Source organism: Kutzneria sp. NPDC052558 (assembly GCF_044547355.1).
In the GTDB taxonomy this organism is placed as follows: Bacteria; Actinomycetota; Actinomycetes; order Mycobacteriales; family Pseudonocardiaceae; genus Kutzneria.
The window spans coordinates 161,286-180,982 of sequence record NZ_JBIUAG010000005.1; the positions used below are offsets into that span (position 1 = coordinate 161,286).

Sequence of the window (19,697 nt, forward strand, 5' to 3'; positions counted from 1 at the left end):
ACCGTGGTAACGGCGTACCCGTTATCCAGAACCCGGGCGATCACCGCCTCGTCCCTGGCCTCGACCAGCGGATCGGTGAGGCCGCGCCGGGGGTGCCGGCGCGGCCTCGCTTCCCTTACTTGGAGCCGTAAACCGCCAGTTCGCTGACCGCCATCTGGCCACCGGTCTGGCCGCCGTCGTCGGGCCGGTCGGCCACCACCTTGATGTAGCGGGCCTTCACGGTCTGGTCCAGCTGGACGCCGGTGATGCCGCCGGCGCTGTCCACCCGCCGTGCCACCGTGTAGAAGGTGGAGCCGTCCACGGACACGTCGATGTGGAACCGGGTGGCGAACTTGTCGTTCGGCATGAGCAGCGACACCACGTCGATCGACTGCGCCTGCTGGAGATCCACCTGGTAGGCCCACCGGTACCGGTTGGTGGCCTGGGTCCAGGTGTTCGGGTCGCCGTCATCGCCCAGCGCGGACGTGGAGTTGGGCTGCAACTGGGCCTGGGTCCCGTCGATGAACAGCGCCGTCGCCGGCTTGTTCAGCGCCGTGTCGTTCGGGCCGAACGCGGTGACACCGGTGATGGTGACGGAACCCTTGATGGCGCTGAACTTCAGGTACCGGGCGGAGACCGGGGCCTGGAGCTCGCCGGTCCGCGAGTCGGCGATCACCGTCGTCCACGTCTTGCCGTCGGTGGAAGCGGCGACGCTGTACGGCTTTCCGTCGCACTCGCTGGCGGCGACGGAGGTCAGGCGCCTGACCGAGCCGAGATCGGCGGCGCCGTCCTGGATCTTCACCCCGGCGGCCAGGTTGGTCGGGGCGAACGCGCCGACCTCGCTGATCGCCATCTGGTCCCCACGCTGGCCCCAGTCGTCCGGCTTGTCGGCGACGATCCGCAGATACCGGGCGGAGATCGGGCTGGCGAAGTCGACCGGGACCGTGCCCCAGCCGCTGCCGTGCACGGTGCCGACCGTCGCCCACGCGCTGCCGTCGGTGGAGGCGTCGACGTGGAAGTCGGTGGCGAAATGCGGCCGCGGCATGCCGACCGTGACATAGCCGAGGGTCTGGGCCTGCTGGAGGTCGACCACCAGCTGCCACTTGAACTGCCCGCTGGCCTGCACATAGGTGCCGGGATTTCCATCCGTGGCATAGGAAAGCTGCGACTCGGGCTGGAGCTGCGCGGTGCTGCCGTCCAGGAACTGGGCCTGCACCGGCTTGCCGGTGGCCAGGTTCTTGGACGCGACGCCGGCCGGCGGGGCCAGCAGGCCCTTGTACTGCGCCTCAAGGCCGGCGTTGGCCAGCAGGCTCGCCGGCACGCCGGCGCCGTCGTAGGCCACCTGCGTGTTGTTGGCGATGACGGCGTTGGCCGGCTCGCCGCACGGCCAGTCGGGCGTGGTGTTCTCGTAGTAGTTGCCGGTGAAGTTGAAGTCGCCGTAAGGGTTGTTCTGTTCCTTGCAGCCGCCGAAGGAGTACTCGTCGTTGCCGAACACCGCGTTGTCGGTCTCGGTGACGAACTGGCTGCCGCCGTCGCTGTAGATCGCGTGCCCGCCGCCCACGCCGTCGTGGATGACGTTGCCGCTGATCAGCAGGCCGTTGGCCAGCGTCGTGCCCTCCTGGCCGAGCACGTAGATGCCGCCGCCGTCGAAGTGCTGCTGCATGTGGTCGAAGACCAGGTTGTCGGTGATCTTGTTGCCCTCGGACCGGGTGTTCGGGTTCCAGCCCCAGCCCCAGTTGGAGCTGATGCCGCTGTAGGGCACGTCGTTGACCTGGTTGTGGGTGATCGTGTCGTAGCGGGCGTAGCCCTGGAAGATGCCCACGCCGCCGGAGTAGTCCACGGCCACGTGGTGCACCCAGTTGTCGGCGATCGTGTTGTCGGCCGGGATCACGTCGAGGTCGGCGGGACTGGCGTCGGCGCCGTTGCCGATCTCCAGGCCGTTGGCCGAGATGTCGGTGAACACGTTGCCGGTGACCGAGGAGTTGTGCACGTACTGGCCCAGTTGCAGCCCGGCCGCGCCCAGGTGCTGGAAGGTGTCACCCTGGAGGCTGAGACCGTCGGTGTGGTCGAAGACCACGTTGCCGGGCGTCATGGTCCAGTTGCCGTACGGGCAGGTGCCGGGATCGGTCTTGGAGAACCGGTCGCAGGAGCCCTGCTTCTCCCACGCGTCGTTGCCGGTGAGCCGCATGTTGGCCTGAACCTCGGAGAAGCCGTCACCGCCGTTGGGCTCGGTCCATCCTCCATACTGGACGGTGATGCCCTTCAGGCCCACGCCCTTGAGCGGCTTGGCGACGGCACCGGTGCCCTGGATCACCGTCTGCAGGCGGGGGATCTCCACGTCGGCGCTGCGCAGGTCCTGGCCCTGGCGTGGGATGTAGTACAGCGTGTGGGCCGGCTTGTCCAGGTAGAACTCACCCGGACTGTCCAGCAGCTCCTTGGCGTTCTCCACCCAGTCCGGCCGGTCGGCGTTGACGCCGTACGGCTTTTTGGTCGAGTTGTCGAAGCACGGCTGCTTCATCGTCACGGTCGTGCCGGACACCGAGGCGATGCCGCAGCGCATCTGCGTCCAGCCGACGTTGTAGAGGAACTCGACGTCGGAGATGTTGTGCCAGCCGGCTAAAGTGGCGTCGGAGGTGGTGTATCCGGTGGCGGTGCGGGTGAATCCGGTCGGGTCAGGCCCCGCCGCCCGGTTGGCCCGCACGCCGTCAACGTACAGCTGCCGGGTGTCGGTGCCGGCCGGCACCGTGGCCGACCAGACGCCGTTGGCCCCCTGCTGCCAGCCGCCGACCTGCTGGCCGCCGCTGATCACCGGGTGCGCGCCGGCGGCGGCTTCGTAGGTGACGGTGTGGCCGTTGGTCGCGGAGTCGCCCTGTGCGGCGTCGAGCGTGAACGTCTTGTCCAGTCGGTAGGTCCCGTCCTTGAGCACCACCGCGATGTCTGTGGACGTCGAGCCGGTGGCCTTGCGGACCTTGCCCTGGGCGGTGAGCAGCGCGCAGGGATTGCTTGCGGTGCAGGCGGAGCCCTGGCCGGTCGGGGAGACGGTGTACGTGGTGGTCGTGGCCGCCGAAGCGTCCGAAGTGGACACTGTGACGGCGGCGGCCGCCATGAGCACGGCTAACGCCGCGCCGAGGGGACGGTGGCGCATGGGCACTCCCGAGACGTCGTTGTCGAGAATGGAGGATCATTCCTTGGTGGACCCGGCGAGCATCCCCGACACGAGGGTGCGCTGGGAGAACAGGAACAGCACCAGCACCGGCAGGATGGCGACGATGATCGCCAGCGCCAGCTCGGGGCTGGTGATGTTCAGGCCGGCGCCGGCGACCGGGTTGAACGACGGCGTCGACGACAGCAGCTGGTTGAGCCCGACCTGGATCGGGAACTGGTCGCTGGCCGGCAACACCAGGTAGGGCAGGAAGAAGTTGTTCCAGTTGCCGACGAAGCTGAAGAACGCCACCAGGCCGACCACCGGCGTGGCCAGCGGCAGGGCGATCCGGGTGAAGATCTGCCACTCCGTGGCCCCGTCCAGCCGGGCCGCCGACAGCAGCTCGCGCGGCAGGCTGGTGGCGAAGTAGATGTACACCAGGTACACGCCGAACGGGTAGAACGAGAACGGCAGGATGATCGACCAGGCGGTGCCGATCAGGTGCACCAGATTGAGCTCCAGGAACACCGGCAGCACCAGCGCGGCCGACGGCATGATCATCACGATCAGCGTGACGCTCAGCAGCAGCTTGCGGCCCCGGAACCTGCTCAGCGCCAAGGCATAGCCGGCGGGGATGCTGGTGAGCAGCGTGACGATGAGCGCGCCAACCGAGTACACGGCCGAGTTGCGCAGCCACGTGAACAGCACGCCGTCCTCGAAGCCGGTCAGATGCTGCCAGGCCAGGCCGATGTTGGCCAGCGAGCCGAACGACAGCGGCGAGTCACTCGCCAGCTCGGCGGCGGTCTTGGTGGGGGCCAGCAGCAACCAGACCGCCGGCAGCACGAAAAACGCCAGCAGGACAAGGAGAACGACGATGATTGCGGCGATGCCGATGATCCGCTTCATTGCTCGTCCACCTTGAACAGTCCCGACCGGGTGACCAGCAGCCCGGCCCCGAACAGCCCGATCGCCAACAGCGCCAGGGAGATCGCGGCGGCCCCGTTGAAGTCGCCGTGCTGGAACGCGTACACGTAGGCCAGCTGGTTGGGCGACCAGGTCGGGCTGACCCGGCCCAGCGAGGCCGTCTGCAACAGCTGCGGCTCCACGAACAGCTGCGTGCCGGCGGCGAAGGCCAGGATGGCCATGTAGACGATCCACTTGCGGATCATCGGGATCTGGATGTGCAGCGCCGTGCGCCACGGCCCGGCCCCGTCCATCCTGGCCGCCTCCAGCACTTCCTGCGGAATGTTGTTCAGCGCCCCGTGCATCACCACGATCCAGCCGCCGGCCCCGGTCCAGAAGGCGATCAGCGCGAAGATCAGCGACAGGTGGCCCGGGGCCAACACCTGGGCGAAGGTGTCGAAGCCCAGCGCCCTGAGCACCCAGTTCACCGGGCTCACCGACGGGTCCAGCATGAACAGCCACACCAGCACGCTGGCCACGCCGGCCAGCGCGCCCGGGATGTAGTACAGGAACCGGATCGCCGCCGACAGCGGGGCCGGCATCCGGCCGCGCAGCACCACCGCCACCCCCACGGTGAGGACCACGATGAGCAGCAGCCAGAACACCAGGTACACCACGATGTTGCCGAACGAGGGCCAGAACCGGAAGTCCTGGAACACCCGCAGGAACTGGTTCAGGCCGGTGAACTGCCCGCGCGCGTTGGTGAACGCCAGGTACACCGCGTACAACGTCGGCAGCACACCGAAAGCGAGCAGGAGCACGACGTATCCGCTCACGAACAGCGGGCCGGAGAGGCCGCCCTCCCGGGCCCGCCGCACGGCGGCGCGGCGGGCCGGGGTGGCGATCGTTGTTTCGAGGGCAGTCACTGCGTGGTCACCGTGTATCCGACGGACTTGGCCTCGCTGGCGATCTCGTTCTGCCACGCCGGAAGCGTCTCGGTGAGCGTCTTGCCAGCGGTCACCGCCGGCAAGACCACGCTCGACCACGCCGTGGCGTCGCTGAACTTCGTGTTGCCCCAACCGGTCCACACCTCGTTGGCCGCCTGCTGGAACACGGTGGACACATCGGTGGCGAAGTAGTCCTTGTTGGCCGGGTTGGCCAGCCAGGCCTTGGCGCCGGGGGAGTAGGCCGGGTAGGTCGGCGCGCCGGCGAGGTTGTCGTCGGAGGTGGTGAGCCAGGACGCCAACGCGGTGGCGGCCTTGAGATTCTTGCTGTGTGAGGAGATCATCCACACGCCGCCGCCGACATTGCCGGTGTAGGCCTGCGACTCGCCCTGCCACTTCAGCGGGGCCGCGGCCGCGAGCTGCCCGGCCGGCGTCTTGAACGCCGAGTCGAACAGGTACTTGCCGTACCAGGACGGCCCGACCGCCATCAGCACCTTGCCGCCGTTGTCCTTGGCGAAGCCCTGGCCGAAGAACCCTTGCGTGGTCACCGAACCAGCCTTGATCAGGTCGTCGAGCAGCCCGGCCATCTTGGTGCAGTGCGGGTCCTGGAGGTTGGAGCGCAGCGCGTTCGCGCCGGTCAGCTGCTGGGCCGGGCACTGCGCGGACCAGAAGTACGACTCGTGCGAGTTGGTGTCGCCGATCGCGCCGACCAGGTAGCCGGGGTGCTCCTTGGCCACCTTCTCGCCCAGCGCCTGGTATTCCTCCCAGGTCGTGGGCGCCGAGTAGCCGAACTGGTCCAGAAGGGACTTGTTGTACCAGAGCACGACCTGGGCGATATCGTTGCGCAGGCAGTAGGTGTGGCCGCTGAACTGGCACGGCGCGAGCGATCCCGTTGCGAAGCTCTTCAGCGTGTCGGCGGGCACCAGGCCCTCGTCCACCGGCGCGGCGAAGGCCTGCGCGCTCGGGCCGGTCGGCTGCGACGCCCAGGTCACGTCGGTCGGGGCCGCGAACACCACGTCCGGCCAGCCGCTGCCGGTCCGGTCGAACAGCTGGACCTTGGTCTGGAGATAGGTCGAGCCGTCGGCGGAGCCGTCGTAGGTGACGACGTCCATCTGCACGCCCGGATTGGCCTTCTGGTAGGCCTGCACCGAGGGCAGGCGGGTCGAGTCGGCCCAGACGGTGATCTTGGCGTGGTCGTCCTGGGGCTGCGGCGTGAAGCTGGCGGCCGTGGTTTCGGTGCCGGCGTTGGGATCCGCGCTGGCGCAGGCGGCGGTGAGCACGCCGACGGCCAGCAGGGCGGCGATCGCGGACGCGGTTCTACGCTGGTGTGACATCATTGTCGGTCCTTCGGGGCGGGGTGGAAACGATCAGGCGGCGCGCTCCACGTACGGCGCGAGGACGGCGCCGTAGCCGAACTCGGCGGGCAGGGCGATGCCGGGCGCGGTCGGGGCGTGGACGAACCCCTCGGCGTCCACGTGGCGTTCCCGCCGCACGGACGTCGACGTCACCAGCGACTCGTAGTACGTGGTGTTGGTGATGGCCATGCACAGGTGGTGGTTCGGGATGTCCGAGCCGTGCACCTCGGCCCGCAGCCGGTAGGCGTCGGCGAGGTGGGCGGTCCGCATGGCCCCGGTGATGCCGCCACGCAGCGTCGTCCCGGCGCGGACGCCGAACGTGGCGGCCCCGGCGGCGATGAAGTCGCCGGAGTTCATGTGGGCCCCGTCGGAGGTTTCCGCCACCAGCAACGGGATCCGCGCCTGTTGGGCCAGCTTCTGGTACGCCGTCACGCTGAACTCGCGCATCGGCTCCTCGTACCAGAGGTAGTCGGCCTCGCTCAGCGCGTGTCCTAAGTAGACGGCGTCGGGCAGGTCGAAGCCGGCCGAGCCGTCGTACATCAGCGGCACGTCCGGCCCCACATGCTCGCGTAAGGCCAGGCACAGCGCGGCATCGCGGCGGGCGTCACCCCAGGCGTGCAGCTTGATACCGTGATAGCCGAGCTTCAGGCACTGGTCGGCGACGTCCAGGAACTCCTCGGTGCTGTCGAAAGTGGACGTCGAGGCGTAGGCCGGGATCTTGTCCCGGTAGCCCCCGAGCACTTGCCACACCGGTTGGTCGTAGAGCCGGCCGGCCAGGTCCCACAGCGCGATGTCCACCAGCCCCAGGGTGGGCAGCGGCAGCTCCTGGATCCGGTCCAGCTCCCACATCCGATGCCAGATCCACTCGCGCCGCAAGGGATCCTGGCCGATCAGCTCGTCACGGAACACCCGGTCGACGAGGTCGTCGAGCAACACCGCCGCTCCCGGGCGGGCGAACACCGCGACCCCCTCGACCCCGGCGTCGGTGCCGATGCGTAAGACCGCTCCATCGCCCTTCGACGGACTGCCGGAAAGCCCGTCGCGCCAATGGAAAGGCGGATCGGTCGGCGGCACCTCGATGCGGTGCGACTCAACGTGCGTGATCTTCACTGCTGAGGTCCCTGGGTGAACATGCGGTTGCGGATCTTGCGTTCGAACTGGCGCTGCGTGGTCTCGATGTGCGCGGTCATCAGCTGCGCCGCCCGGTCCGGGTCGCCATCGGCGATCGCCTCGGCCACCGCCACGTGCTGCCGGCCGGCCACCTCCAGCGAGCCCGGCACGTCGCCGTGGAACAGCAGCGTGTCCGTCTGCGCGGCGAAGCGGCGGATGTTGGCCACATTGGATTGCAGGAAGATGTTGTCGGCGGCGATCGCCACCGCGTCGTGGAACTGTTGGTCGGCGCGGGCGAACCCCTGCACCTCGTGGGCCGTGCCCAGCCGCAGCGACTCCTGCGCGCTCTCCCGGATCTTGCGCACCTGGATCGGCGTGGCCAGCGAGGCCGCCCGGCGGGCCGTCTCCGCCTCGATGAGCCGGCGGAAGTCCAGCAGCATCGACACGTGCGCCATGTCCGTCGGCTGGAAGTGCGCCAGCTCCTCGTCCGCCAGCGTCCGGTCGGCCGCCGCCACGAAGATGCCGGCGCCGCGCCGCACGCTCAGCCGGCCGATCGCCGCCAGCACCTTGACCGCTTCGCGCATCTGGTTGCGGGTGGTGCCCAGCAGCTCGGCCAGGCCCTGCTCGGTCGGCAGCCGATCGCCCGGATGCAGGCCCTGCTCGGCGATGTGCTGCAGCAACCGCTCCGCGACCAGCTCATAGCCCGGCCGGTACCGGTCACCCCCGCCCTCGGCGGCACGCTCGGCGCTGTCCATGGCCCCCTCGTTCTCCGATGAACCAGACTCATATGCCGATGAGTATGAACCATCTTGGTTCGAGCGCAAGACCCGTGACGATAAGTCTGATTCACCGCACGGACCGTGAACGCGGCGTTCTCGGATCCGCAGTGGTAACGGGCAGCCCGTTATGGTCGGGTGGGGCAGCGTGAAGATCGTCGACGTCGAGCTGATCCAGCTGGTCAAGATCCACGCCCACCCGCACTGCAACGCCAAACAGTCGCGCAGCCGCCGCTTCGTCTCGGTGGTCCGGATCACCACCGACGAGGGTGTGGACGGCCTCGGCGAGGCTTGGTGCGATCCGAGGGTCGCCTCCGCGCTGCTGTTGGGCAAGCTGTGGCCGCTGCTGCTCGGCGAGGACCCGTTCAACGTCGAGGGCATCCGGCGCAAGGTGTTCTACGGCAGCGCGCTCAGCGGGGTCGCGGTGTCTCCGCACAACTACGGCAGCGGTGTCTGCTCGGCGGCGGCCCCGCACTTGATGGTCGCCGCGCCCGGTGTCGGGCCTCCGTTCATAGTGGTAAGCAACCCTTACCAGTGCTCAGATCTGTTGTGTGGCAAGGGTTTTCACTCTTTCGTGGCACGAGTTCGATCTTGTGGGTCGGGTAGAGTCGCTGGTATGGAAGAGAAACTCGCTCGTTTGATCGAACTGGAACGGATCATTCGTCGGCTCCAGGCCGAGCGGTTGCGGTTGATCTCCGAGCTCGACGTCGACGAGTGGGCCGTCCATGACATGGCCATGGCCCTGCAACTGTCGTTCACCAACGCTTCCAGCCTCGTCGACTTCGCGACCCTTGTGGCGAGGGACTTTCCTGGGGTGCTGGATGCGATGGAGGCTGGGGTGATCAGTGAGTGGTCCGCTCATGGTCTGGTCGATCCCACTGAGCATTACAGTCTTGAGGTCGCTCAGAAGGCTGTTGCGCGGACGTTGGAGACTGCGGAGGGGCGGTGTTGTCAGCAGCTTCGGCGGTCGGTGCAGGGGCGGTTGCAGCGGGCGGATCCGGCTGGGTTTGCGCGGCGGTGCGCGCAGCGGCGTCGGGGGCGTGATGTCGTGGTGTATGACACTGAGGATGGTATGGCGGTGTTGAAGTCGGAGTTGCCGGTGGAGGTTGCCAGGGCGATGTACGCCAAGATCGATCACTTGGCTCGTCGGGAGGCGAAGAACGGTCGGTCGATGGATGCGGTGCGGGCGGATGTGTTGGCGTCGTTGGTGTTGCAGGAGCCCCAGAGCGCCGGGTCGAAGACGTTGATCCAGGTGACGGTGCCGATCACGGCGCTACTCGGTGTCGATGAGCGGCCGGGGCAGCTCGATACCGGGCAGGTGATTCCGGCGGAGGTGGTGCGGGATTTGATGGCGGAGCCGGGGACTCTCTTCCACCGGTTGTTGACTGATCCTGCTGGTCGGTTGGTGGAGTACAGCCCGGGGGTCTATCGGCCGACGGCGGAGGTGGATCGGTTCATCCGGACCAGGCATCGGACGTGTGTGATGCCGTGTTGTTCGCATCCGTCGCGGTCGTGCGATATCGATCATGCGGTGGCGTGGCCGGAGGGGACGAGCACGGGGACGAATCTGGGGCCGTTGGATCGGCGGCATCACCGGTACAAGCACGCCACTGACGCGAAGATCGGCATCGCCGATGATGGGACGACGACGATTGAGACTCGGTGGGGGCAGAGGTATGTGACGCGGCCGGAGCCGGTGGAGGAGCCGCCGTTCTGACGTGGGGGGTGGGGGTTTGATTTGGGGGCGGCGGGGCGCAGACGTGTTGCGGTGAAGGCTGGTGGGTTGGGGACGCCGCTGCCGCGGCTACGACGGCCGGATCTGTGTCAGAGGTTGCAGGGGCCGTCGCAGCCTTGCCACCCGAGACCGTGGTCACCCTAGGTGGGTGGCTGGGTTGGGTGGTGGTGTTTCGTGGTCCGGTGGCGGTTGGGGGGGGGTTGGGGTGGGGTGTCAGTCGCGTAGTTTTCTTTTTCAAGAGCTTTCTCGCCGCTCGACTTCCTTCCCAAGGTCCCTTCCTTGTACGGGTTGACCAGGGATTCCGCCCGAAGGGTCAGCGAATGGGGAGAAAGGCTGCGCCCGGTGGCCGGGGCTGGTTCACTGTCGCCGTTCAGCTTCCGAGCAAGGAGTCCGATCCGATGCGCAGAGCCTTCCGCGCGGCCATCGCCACCGCTGCCGTCGTCGGTGCGTCCGCGGTGCTGCTGCCGGCCACCGCGAACGCCACCCCGGGCACGGGGGTGAGCGCCGTCACGATCTTCGACAAGACCGTGGGCGACACCGAGTACGTGTACAAGGAGATCACCCTCGCGCCGCACATCGGCAGCACCGGCTGGCACTACCACCCCGGTCACGTGTACGCGATCGTCAAGCAGGGCACGCTGACCCACAACAAGTTCGACTGCTCGGTCGACGGCGTCGACAAGCAGGGCGACTTCATCGCCGAGGAGTCGGGCCCCGGCTACGTCCACATCGGACGGAACCTGGGCGACACCCCGGTGGTGCTCGAGGTGCTGTATGTGAGCCCGGTGGGCCAGCCGCTGGCGGTCGACGCGCCGAACCCCGGCTGCGACTTCCAGTAGTCGGGGTCCAGCTGACCATCCGCACCCCCGACAAGACGACCGTCCCGGCCTGGATCACGCCAGGCCGGGACGGTCGGTGGGGCTCAGACCAGGTTGAGCAGCCGGAGATCGGCGGCGTACTTGCGGATCAGGTCGGCGGTGATGTGCGGGATGTCCTTGTCGGGACCGATCTTGGCGGCCTGGACGGCGGCCTGGAAGCGGTCGGCGGGGACGCCGGCGCCGTTGACGGCCTCGGCCGGCTCGGTGTAGGCGTGCAGCAGCGGCAGCAGGGAGCTCTGCCGCTGCTTCTCGGGCAGGGCGCGGATGCCCTGGGAGAACCGCTCGAACCACTGGCCGTAGTCGTCGATGCGGGTGATGGTGTTGCCGTCCTCGACGAGCCAGTCGACGATGACGTCCAGTGAGACGCCGTCGGCGTGCGGGTTGAGCACATTGAACGTCCGGTACCCGCCGCCGGCCTCGGAGCCGATGGTGGTGATGGCCTCGGCGGTGAAGTCGGCGGGCAGGCCGTCGTAGTGCGTGGGCCCGGAACCGGGGCGGTAGAAGGACTTCGGCGCGACGCCGGTGGCGATCACGCTGAGCAGCAGCCGGGTGAACATGTCGGGCACGTTGAGCTGCCCGTGGTAGCGGCTGTGCGCGAGGATCATGTCGGAGCGGAACACCGACACCGGCAGCCCGCACAGGTCGTGGGCCTCCCGCAGCAGGACCTCGCCGCCCCACTTGCTGATGGCGTACCCGTTGGCGTAGCCGTCGTTCAGCTCCCGGACCGGGCTGGTGACCCGGATGTCGGCGTCCTCGTCGCCGATCGCGTCGTCCCCGAACACCACGGCCACTGTGGACAGATAGGTGATCGGCTTCATCCGGCTGGTCAGGGCCATCCGGATCAGTTCGGCGGTGCCGACGACGTTCGGCCCGAACAACTGGTCGTACGGGAGAACGTGGTTGACCAGCGCCGCCGGGTGGCTGATGAAGTCGACGGTGTCGGCCAGCCGCTGCCAGGTCTCGGCGTCCAGACCCAGGTCGGGCTCGCCGATGTCGCCGGCCAGCACCTCCAGGTGCTCGGCCGCGAGCTCCCGGAAGTGCGCCAACAGCTCGGGATCGCCGCTGTCGAACGCCTCCTCAAGGCGGGCCCGGGCGGCCTCGGCGTCCCGGCCGCGGACGACGCAGATCAGCTTGCCACCCACGGGGGCCAGCCGTTCCAGCCACTCCAGGCAGATGAACCGGCCCAGGTAGCCGTTGGCCCCGGTGAGCAGGACAGTCCTTATTGGACCTTCGGCCCGCGGCAACGATGCGGCGCCGGCCAGGGTGGCGGCGTCGATGAACTTGTCCAGCTTCAGGTCCGAGGCCCGGGCCTGGGTGCTGCCGACACCGTGCACCGAGGCGAAGGTCGGTCGCTTGGAGCCGGACTCCACGTCGGACTCGATGATCTCGGCCAGGCGGCGCAGCGTGTTGGCGGCGCTGATCACCATGCCGACCGGCACGTCGACCTCGAAGATGTCCTTGAGCAGATTCGAGAACGTGAGCGCGGACAGCGAGTCGCCGCCGAGATCGGTGAAGTGCGAGTCGGGCGACGGGGCGCCGGTCGACTGGCCCAGCACGGCCTGCGCGGCCCGCAGCACGGCGTCCAGCACCGGCTGCTGCCGGCCCGTCCGGCGCAGCTCGTCGAGCTCGCCGGCCTCCCGCTCGGCCAGCTCGGTGTAGATCTGCTCCAGCCGCGGGGCGTAGCGGTCGCGCAGCCGGGGCCGCAGCAGCTTGCGGATGTCCGACAGCAGGCCGTTCTCGGTGCTGAACGGCTCGGTCTCGACCAGGAAGTCGCGCGGGATCTCGTACGAGTTGAGCCCGGCCTCCTTGGCGATCTTGGCCATCGACGCGGCGATGTCCGCCTTGGTCGCGCCCTCGGCCGGCACGATCACCGCCAGCAGGTAGGCGCGCTCGCTGCTGCCGTAGACGTAGATCTGGTTGATCAGCGGGCTGGCCGCGTACAGGGCCTCCAGCTTGGACACGGCCACGAACTCGCCCTGCGACAGCTTGAGCACGTTCTTGCGGCGGTCCACGTACACCAGGTGGTCCGGCTCGAGCTCGGCCATGATGTCGCCGGTGTGGTAGTAGCCGTCGGCGTCGAACAGCTCGGCGGTCACGTCGGGCCGCTTGTAGTAGCCGGGGATGATCGACGCGGTCCGCAGCAGCAGCTCGCCGCGCGGGTGCGGGGTGTCGGTGGTGAAGTAGCCCAGCTCCGGCACGTCGTCCAGCTTGTAGTCGATCACCGGCGGCCGGGCCACGACGCCGTCGACCGTGATCGCGCCGGCCTCGGTGGAGCCGAATCCGTCGCGCAGCGGGAAACCGAGGCACGCGGTGATGAACTCGGCGGTCTCGGCCGACAGCGGCGCCGAGCCGGTGACGGCCGCGACCAGGCGGCCGCCGAGGAACGTGTCGCGCAGCGTGGCGGGGTCCTCGCCCTTGTGCTGCTGGTAGATCATGTCGCAGACGCGCGGCACCAGCATCATGTCGGTGGGGCGGACCAGCTCGATGTCCTCGAACAGCGTGGACTGGTCGCTGCGGGCGGTGAAGTGGCCGTGGCCGCCGCTGGCCAGCACCCGGGTCAGCATGGCGCGGCCGGCGGCGTGGCTGAGCGGCATGAAGTTCACGCCGATCGTGGGAAACGCGAGCTCCTCCGGGAACCAACCGCGCCACATGCCGGCGACGATGCGGGACGGGTACATCGCCCCCTTGGGCGCGCCGGTGCTGCCGGAGGTGTAGATCAGCAGCGTGAGCTCGTCCGGGGCCCACTCGTGCGCCGGCTGGGCCGGCAGCGCGCGGCCGCGGGCGATCACGTCGGCCAGCGAGTCGAGCTCGATCGCCCGGCCGGACTCGGCCAGCCGCCGCCGGGCCGCCTCGAAGGCCTCGCGCTCGTCGTCCACCTCGGGGTGGTATTCGAACACGACGATCCGGCGCACCGAAGGGACCTCGGCGGTGGCGTCGATGGCCAGGTCGAGCAGGGCGACGCTGGTGGCGACGATCACCGGCTCGGTCTCGGCGACGATCGGCGCGAGGTGGCCGGCGGTGGCGCTGTTCTGCAGCGGCACCGCCACCGCGCCGCTGTGGACGCAGGCCAGGTCGACGACGGTGTAGTCGCTGCTGGTGAAGCCCAGCGTGCAGACCATCTCACCCGGCTGGAGCGGGTGCTCGCCGTGCTGACGCCAGTCGGCGGCGATGGCCGCGGTGCGGCCCCGCACCTCGCGGTAGGTGATGCTGTCGAAGCGCGGCAGCAGACGCAGCGTGGTGCGGCCGGTCGCCGGGTCGACGACCGGCTCGGTGGCCCGCTCGGCCAGCGCCGGCCGGTCCGCGTAGGCGGTCAGCACCAGGTCGATCTGCTGGTGGAGGGCAGTGTCCGGATCGCGGATCGCCGCCGTGACGGCCGGGTCCGGCATCGCGTCCCGTAGCTGATGGTCGGTGGCCAGCAGGTGGGCCAGCCGCCGATCCCTGTCACTCTGCGAACCGGTCGAGGAAGACCGGCTTTCCCCAGTTAGTTGCATTCTCTAACTATCTACCTTGGGGGCCGATTGGTCTACTCGGCGCAACTGTGAGCCGCGACTCATTGTGGTCATTTGCTGGCAGATGGTAATCTCCGGCCCCATTGTGAGCCCTGCTCATGACGCGGGCGTTACGGAATCCGACGCTTTCGGCTCGTAGCGACGCTGCGCGATGGGTCGCCTCGAAGGGCAAGTCGTAGGGTGGAGGGCGTGGAACCCTTCGTGTTGCGTGCCGCCGATGGGGAACTGGCCGATCTCCGGGCCCGGCTGCGGGCCACCCGGTGGCCGGACGCGCAGGGCGACGCGGGCTGGTCCCTGGGCGTGGATGTCGACTACCTCCGCGACCTGGTGGAGTACTGGGCCGACGGATTCGACTGGCGGGCCCAGGAAGCGAGGCTCGCTCGTTTTCCGCACTTCCGTTCCGGTGGCGTGCATTTCGTGCACGCCAAGGCCGACGGGCCGGCGCTGCCGCTGGTGCTCAGCCACGGCTGGCCGGACTCCTTCTGGCGGTACGAGAAGGTCATCGACCTGCTGACGAACCCGGAGGACCCGGCCGACGCCTTCCATGTGGTGGTGCCGGACATGCCGGGCTACGGCTACTCCGACCGCCCGGCGCAGCCGCTGAACTCCATCGACGTGGCGGGCATGTGGGCGCGCCTGATGGCGGAGTTGGGCTACGAGCGGTTCGGCGCGGCCGGCGGGGACATCGGCAGCCACGTGAGCCGGTACCTGGGTCTGGACCACCCGGACCGGGTGGTCGGCGTGCACCGGACGGACGGCGGCATTCCGGTCTATACGGGCGATCCGGCCGACCTGACCCAGGAAGAGCGGGACTGGGTGCAGGGGGCGGCGGCCTGGGGTGCGACCGAGGGCGCGTACGCGGCGATGCACCGGACCAAGCCGCAGACGGCGGCGGTCGGCCTGACCGACTCGCCGGCCGGCCTGGCCGCGTGGATCGTGGAGAAGCTGCGGTCCTGGAGCGACGACTTCGACCGGAGCTACACCAGGGACGAGGTCCTCACCAACGTGATGATCTACTGGCTGACCGGCACCATCGGCTCCTCGATGCGGATGTACCACGCCAACGGCAGGATCCCGCCGGCCCAGCTCATGCGCAGGGTCGAGGCGCCGTCGGGCTTCTCGCTGTTCCCGGCCGACCTGATCACCCCGCCGAAGGCCTGGCTGGAGCGCACGACCAACCTGGCCTACCTCAACGAACTCCCGCGTGGCGGGCACTTCGCGCCGTTCGAGGAGCCGGAGCTGTACGCGGCCGAGCTGCGCGAGTTCTTCTGCCCCTACCGAGCAACTGGGTTGCAGAAGTAGACTCAGGGGGTCTACCGTCGATCGCATGCAGATCGGGGTTGCCACATTCATCACCGACGAGGGCATCGGCCCGGCCGACCTGGGCCGGGCCCTGGAGGAACGGGACTTCGACTCGCTGGTCGTCACCGAGCACTCGCACATCCCGGCCAGCCGCGAGTCGCCGTACCCGGCCGGCGGTGAGCTGCCCCGGATCTACTACCGCACGCTGGACCCGTTCGTCGCGCTGACCGCGGCGGCGGTGGTCACGACCCGGCTCCAGGTGGCCACCGGCGTCGCGCTGGTGATCCAGCGGGACGTGATCCACACCGCCAAGGAGGTCGCCAGCCTCGACCTGGTGTCCGGCGGGCGGTTCCTGTTCGGAGTCGGCGCGGGCTGGAACCTCGAGGAAATGCGGAACCACGGCACGGATCCGGCCACCCGTGGCCGTCGTCTGGACGAGAACCTGGCCGCGCTCAAGCGGATCTGGTCCGAGGAGAAGGCCGAGTTCCACGGCGAGCACGTCGACTTCGACCCGATGTTCGCCTGGCCCAAGCCGGTCCGGCGGCCGCCGATCTACATCGGCGGCGGGAGCAGGGCGGCGCTGCGCCGGGTGATCGAGCACGGCGACGGCTGGCTGGCGCTCGGCGTGCCGCCGGAGCAGGTCGCCAGGACCAAGCGGCACTTCGCCGATCAGGGGCGGGCCGACGCCAAGATCGCGTTCTTCGGCGCCCCGCCCACGGCCGAGGCGATCGCCGGCTACCGCGAGGCCGGGGTCGACCACCTGACCCTGATGCTGCCGACCCGGCCCCGGGACAAGACACTGTCCACATTGGACGATTTCGCCAAGCTGAAGCTCACAGCGTAGCCAGGAACTCCGTCAGTCGCTCGGCCAGCAGCGAAGGGGCCTCGACCGGGACGGCGTGCCCGACGCCCTCGAAGACCTCGACCGGCCGGCCCAGCGACCGCAGATAGTCCAGCGACACCAACTGGTCCTCGCCGCCGTGCAACACCAGCAGCGGCTTGGTCAGCTCGGACACCACCTCGACCTCGTTGACGAACCGGCCATCGCCGATGCTGGCCGCCAGCCCGGTGCGGGCGGCCGGGTCGGTGGCGAGGATGTCCGGCACGAACAGGTCGGGCGACACCGTCGACTCGGGCGCCAGCATCGCGTTGGCGTAGGAGATCGCGTCGGCGGTGCTGACCTCGCCCTGGAAGCCGACGGCGAAGGCCGGGTTGGGCAGGAAGGCCTCGGCCAGCGAGGCGGCGGTGGCGATCGGCGGCGTGCCGAAGATCACGAACCCGGCGGCGTCGGGCAGCGACCGGGCCGCGTGCAGCGCCGCGTGCCCGCCGAGGCTCCAGCCGACCACCACGGCGCCGGCCGGAACGAAGTCGGCCAGCGCCGAGGCGTAGACCGGCAGCGAGTAGTCGGCGGCTCGGGGTGACGCCCCGTGGCCGGGCAGATCCACGGCCAGGCAATGGAAACGCTCGCCGAACGGCCCGTCGAGCAGGCCCTGCCAGACCGCCGACGACGACGAGTTGCCGTGCACCAGCACCACGGGCCGGCCGGCGCCGGCGCTGCCGCGAAACGCGAGTTCGAAAGCCACCGACGCAGCCTAAGCGGTCGACGCCGTGATCAGTCCGCCACTTGTGCGCCGAGACCGCGCAACACTGCCGCGTCGGGCACGATCGAGTCGCCGCCGGCCGGGACCGAGCCGCGGGGCAGGCTGCAGCCGGTGAAGAAGGCGCGGCAGCCGCGGTAGACCAGGGCCATCAGCGGCACGCCGACGGCGATGGCCAGCACGCCGATCACCGCGACGCCGCCGATGCCGAACACGGTGGTCTCGCCGCTGTCCGGCTGCGCGTAGTAGATCACCGCGGCCACCAGGACCAGGGCGAAGAACAGGCCGCCGAGCAGGGGCAGCAGGCCACGCATGACGAAGTTGCGGGCGCTGGACAGCAGGGTCCTGCGGAAGATCCACACGCAGGCCAGCGAGGTCATGGCGTACTCGACGCCGATGGTCAGCCCGACCGCGCTCACCGAGTCGGACAGCACGTCCTCGCTGACCAGCGACAGCACCACGTAGATCAGGAAGGACACGACGCCGAACGCCCAGGTGGACACCGTCGGCGTGAGGTAGCGGGGATGCACCTTGCCGAACACCGAGGGCAGCGCGCCGTGCACGGCCATCGACAGCGTGGTGCGGGCGCACGGCATGATCGTGGCCTGGCTGCTGGCGGCCGCGCTGGTCAGCACCGAGACGATCAGCAGAATCCCCATGATCTTGCCGAACGACCCGTCGCCGAATACCGCCGCGCCCAGCCCGGCCAGCACGTCGTCGGAGTTGTCGGAATTGCCCAGCCCGATGCCGTCCTGGCCGATGCCGGCGAAGGCCAGCGCCGCGATCGTGACGACGACGTAGTTGAGCACCAGCAACACGGTGGACAGCACCGCCGCCTTGCCCGGGCCGCGCCGCGGATCGGCCGACTCCTCGTTCACCGACACCGAGCTGTCCCAGCCCCAGTACAGGAACACCGCCGGCAGCGTCGCCGCGACGAACGCGCCAAGGCCGATGCCCGACGGCCACAGCCAGCTCCAGTCCGGAGTGGACGCCTGCGGGCCGGCCGTGCCGTTGAACACCCGCCACAGCGCGACCACCGAGAAGATCACCAGCACCGCCAGCTCGATCGCCAGCAGCGCCCACTGCATGCGGGCCGAGACCTCGATGCCCCGGAAGCAGATCCAGCACAGCAGCACCAGCCAGGCCAGGCCGACCGTCATCACCGCGAACTTGTTGTCGGCCAACGAGTCCAGGTCGAACAGCAGCAGCGTGTACTTGCCCGAGATGGCCGACTGGCTCGTCATCGCCAGCAGCTGCGCGATGGTCACCACCCAGCCCGACATCCAGCCCGCCTTGCTGCCGAACGCCCGGGTCGCCCAGGTGAAGTTCGTGCCGCAGTCCGGTTCCGCCGAGTTCAGCTCGCGGAAGGCCAGCGCCACGAACAGCACCGGCACGAAGGCGAACAGCACGAACCAGGCCGCCTGGAAGCCCGTGCCGGCGATCACCAGCAGGCCCAGTGTGGCCGCGATGGAGTAGGCCGGGGCCGTCGACGCCGTCCCGATCACCACCGAGGACACCATGCTCAGGGCGCCCCGGCGCAGCCCTTTGCTCTCGGTGGAAGGGGGAACCGCGTGCGCGACGACTTCGGTCATGTGAACCTCCGGGACGGTGGGGCAACAGGGTTCCGGATTCACGACCGCTCTAGTCAGCACTCCGGGCCGAGGGAGAAAGATACTGGACCCGGGCCGTCCGATGCGATCAGCGGACGGCGATTGTGGCGAGAAGCGCGTCCCTGTTGTCATGGGTCGATCGCGGTCAGCGGTGCTCCGGGTCGGCCGGGTCGGGGGACCGTCGCGAGTGCGCCCAGCACCTCGGCCACCGTTCCCTCCCTCGTCCATGTCGCCGGTCCGTCGATCATGGCGCGAACGGCGTGCGCCTCGTTCGGTCCGAAGATCCAGATCACGTTCATCCACGACGGCGCGATCCGTTGGTAGCCGCACAGTCCGACCTCGGCGAGGTCCCCCTGCCCGCCGCGTTGCCAGGTCCAGCCGTCGAGGTGTCGCAGTTCGGCCAGCTCCGGCCACCGCAGGACCGCCACGTCCAGCACGTTCATGTGGTGGTGGGCGTGCGTGCCTGCAACACCGCGGCGCACCGCGGACAGACCGGTCCTGGCGGCGTCTCCATCGCCGCCAGCAGGATCACGTCGCCGCACACCGCCTCCGGCTCCGGGCGGTTGTCGTGGAACTGCTCGTCCGTGACCGCGTGGTCGACTCGATCGGCGCTGGTCAACCAGGCCGTGAAGATCCTTTCCGGCGTTGTCATGCCGGGTTGCCTCCATTCTGCGGCGGTGGGGTTGGGGGCGCGTCGCCGTCAACCATCAGCGGTGCGCGTGCAGCCAGCATGGGGGATGTTCGTGATGCATAACAAGCATGATTTGCGCATGGCCACTCGGATGGGTGGATGTTCTGGCGCACCATACCCGTTTGCCCTGGTTCTACCCCCGATCGTCTGGTTGACATGCGCCGG

Annotated in this window: 15 protein-coding genes; 4 read left to right on the top strand and 11 right to left on the bottom strand. The window is 69.1% G+C overall.

Going from position 1 to position 19,697, the window contains the following annotated elements; translation table 11 throughout:
• Positions 1-115: 115 nt before the first annotated feature.
• The 6 genes from ACIG5F_RS11680 to ACIG5F_RS11705 are packed head-to-tail and all read right to left on the bottom strand — an operon-like array spanning position 116 to position 8,188.
• Positions 116-3,124, bottom strand: coding sequence for a discoidin domain-containing protein (locus ACIG5F_RS11680; RefSeq protein ID WP_396517547.1), 3,009 nt, complete (start codon positions 3,122-3,124; stop codon positions 116-118).
• A gap of 36 nt (positions 3,125-3,160) precedes the next feature.
• Entirely contained in the window at positions 3,161-4,027 is an 867-nt protein-coding gene (locus tag ACIG5F_RS11685; RefSeq protein ID WP_396517548.1) for a carbohydrate ABC transporter permease, read from the bottom strand.
• Positions 4,024-4,950 carry a carbohydrate ABC transporter permease gene (locus ACIG5F_RS11690; RefSeq protein ID WP_396517549.1) on the bottom strand — a complete coding sequence of 309 codons (927 nt, stop codon included), beginning with the start codon at positions 4,948-4,950 and terminating at the stop codon, positions 4,024-4,026. The genes ACIG5F_RS11685 and ACIG5F_RS11690 overlap by 4 nt, the downstream gene beginning before the upstream one ends.
• Positions 4,947-6,305 (bottom strand): ABC transporter substrate-binding protein, encoded by a 1,359-nt coding sequence (locus ACIG5F_RS11695; protein ID WP_396517550.1) that lies wholly within the window; start codon positions 6,303-6,305, stop codon positions 4,947-4,949. Before ACIG5F_RS11695 ends, ACIG5F_RS11690 begins: the two co-directional genes overlap by 4 nt.
• 30 nt (positions 6,306-6,335) lie before the next feature.
• Positions 6,336-7,433 (bottom strand): enolase C-terminal domain-like protein, encoded by a 1,098-nt coding sequence (locus ACIG5F_RS11700; protein ID WP_396517551.1) that lies wholly within the window; start codon positions 7,431-7,433, stop codon positions 6,336-6,338.
• On the bottom strand, positions 7,430-8,188 hold the full coding sequence (locus tag ACIG5F_RS11705) for a FadR/GntR family transcriptional regulator (protein ID WP_396517552.1): 759 nt from the start codon (positions 8,186-8,188) through the stop codon (positions 7,430-7,432). The genes ACIG5F_RS11700 and ACIG5F_RS11705 overlap by 4 nt, the downstream gene beginning before the upstream one ends.
• 169 nt (positions 8,189-8,357) lie before the next feature.
• Here ACIG5F_RS11705 and ACIG5F_RS11710 point away from each other — a divergent pair, with 169 nt between their 5' ends.
• Both ACIG5F_RS11710 and ACIG5F_RS11715 read left to right on the top strand, forming a co-directional pair.
• Positions 8,358-9,926 (top strand): DUF222 domain-containing protein, encoded by a 1,569-nt coding sequence (locus ACIG5F_RS11710; RefSeq protein WP_396517553.1) that lies wholly within the window; start codon positions 8,358-8,360, stop codon positions 9,924-9,926.
• 416 nt (positions 9,927-10,342) lie between these two features.
• Positions 10,343-10,783 carry a cupin gene (locus tag ACIG5F_RS11715; protein WP_396517554.1) on the top strand — a complete coding sequence of 147 codons (441 nt, stop codon included), beginning with the start codon at positions 10,343-10,345 and terminating at the stop codon, positions 10,781-10,783.
• 83 nt (positions 10,784-10,866) lie between these two features.
• On the opposite strand, the gene car is transcribed toward ACIG5F_RS11715, so the two are convergent.
• Positions 10,867-14,313 carry a carboxylic acid reductase gene (car, locus tag ACIG5F_RS11720; RefSeq protein WP_396517555.1) on the bottom strand — a complete coding sequence of 1,149 codons (3,447 nt, stop codon included), beginning with the start codon at positions 14,311-14,313 and terminating at the stop codon, positions 10,867-10,869.
• Positions 14,314-14,520: 207 nt separating this feature from the next.
• On the opposite strand from car, the gene ACIG5F_RS11725 reads away from it, so the two are divergent.
• The gene (locus ACIG5F_RS11725) at positions 14,521-15,633 is read left to right on the top strand and encodes an epoxide hydrolase family protein (RefSeq protein WP_396517556.1); all 1,113 of its coding nucleotides are present in this window, start codon (positions 14,521-14,523) and stop codon (positions 15,631-15,633) included.
• Positions 15,634-15,658: 25 nt separating this feature from the next.
• On the top strand, positions 15,659-16,477 hold the full coding sequence (locus tag ACIG5F_RS11730; RefSeq protein WP_396517558.1) for an LLM class F420-dependent oxidoreductase: 819 nt from the start codon (positions 15,659-15,661) through the stop codon (positions 16,475-16,477).
• Here the strand turns inward: ACIG5F_RS11730 and ACIG5F_RS11735 are convergent.
• The 4 genes from ACIG5F_RS11735 to ACIG5F_RS11750 all read right to left on the bottom strand — a co-directional run bounded on the left by ACIG5F_RS11735 (position 16,467) and on the right by ACIG5F_RS11750 (position 19,493).
• Positions 16,467-17,216, bottom strand: coding sequence for an alpha/beta fold hydrolase (locus ACIG5F_RS11735; RefSeq protein WP_396517560.1), 750 nt, complete (start codon positions 17,214-17,216; stop codon positions 16,467-16,469). The genes ACIG5F_RS11730 and ACIG5F_RS11735 overlap by 11 nt on opposite strands.
• Positions 17,217-17,245: 29 nt before the next feature.
• Positions 17,246-18,823: an APC family permease gene (locus tag ACIG5F_RS11740; protein ID WP_396517561.1), complete on the bottom strand. Its 1,578-nt coding sequence runs from the start codon at positions 18,821-18,823 to the stop codon at positions 17,246-17,248.
• 146 nt (positions 18,824-18,969) lie between these two features.
• On the bottom strand, positions 18,970-19,284 hold the full coding sequence (locus tag ACIG5F_RS11745) for a hypothetical protein (RefSeq protein WP_396517562.1): 315 nt from the start codon (positions 19,282-19,284) through the stop codon (positions 18,970-18,972).
• Positions 19,281-19,493 (bottom strand): hypothetical protein, encoded by a 213-nt coding sequence (locus ACIG5F_RS11750; protein WP_396517563.1) that lies wholly within the window; start codon positions 19,491-19,493, stop codon positions 19,281-19,283. The genes ACIG5F_RS11745 and ACIG5F_RS11750 overlap by 4 nt, the downstream gene beginning before the upstream one ends.
• Positions 19,494-19,697 lie beyond the last annotated feature (204 nt).

Coding starts and splice junctions, on each gene's coding strand:
- ACIG5F_RS11680 (WP_396517547.1), bottom strand. CDS start 3,124: ATGCGCCACCGTCCCCTCGGCGCGGCGTTAGCCGTGCTCATGGCGGCC.
- ACIG5F_RS11685 (WP_396517548.1), bottom strand. CDS start 4,027: ATGAAGCGGATCATCGGCATCGCCGCAATCATCGTCGTTCTCCTTGTC.
- ACIG5F_RS11695 (WP_396517550.1), bottom strand. CDS start 6,305: ATGATGTCACACCAGCGTAGAACCGCGTCCGCGATCGCCGCCCTGCTG.
- ACIG5F_RS11705 (WP_396517552.1), bottom strand. CDS start 8,188: ATGGACAGCGCCGAGCGTGCCGCCGAGGGCGGGGGTGACCGGTACCGG.
- ACIG5F_RS11715 (WP_396517554.1), top strand. CDS start 10,343: ATGCGCAGAGCCTTCCGCGCGGCCATCGCCACCGCTGCCGTCGTCGGT.
- car (WP_396517555.1), bottom strand. CDS start 14,313: ATGCAACTAACTGGGGAAAGCCGGTCTTCCTCGACCGGTTCGCAGAGT.
- ACIG5F_RS11730 (WP_396517558.1), top strand. CDS start 15,659: ATGCAGATCGGGGTTGCCACATTCATCACCGACGAGGGCATCGGCCCG.
- ACIG5F_RS11740 (WP_396517561.1), bottom strand. CDS start 18,823: ATGACCGAAGTCGTCGCGCACGCGGTTCCCCCTTCCACCGAGAGCAAA.
- ACIG5F_RS11745 (WP_396517562.1), bottom strand. CDS start 19,284: ATGAACGTGCTGGACGTGGCGGTCCTGCGGTGGCCGGAGCTGGCCGAA.
- ACIG5F_RS11750 (WP_396517563.1), bottom strand. CDS start 19,493: ATGACAACGCCGGAAAGGATCTTCACGGCCTGGTTGACCAGCGCCGAT.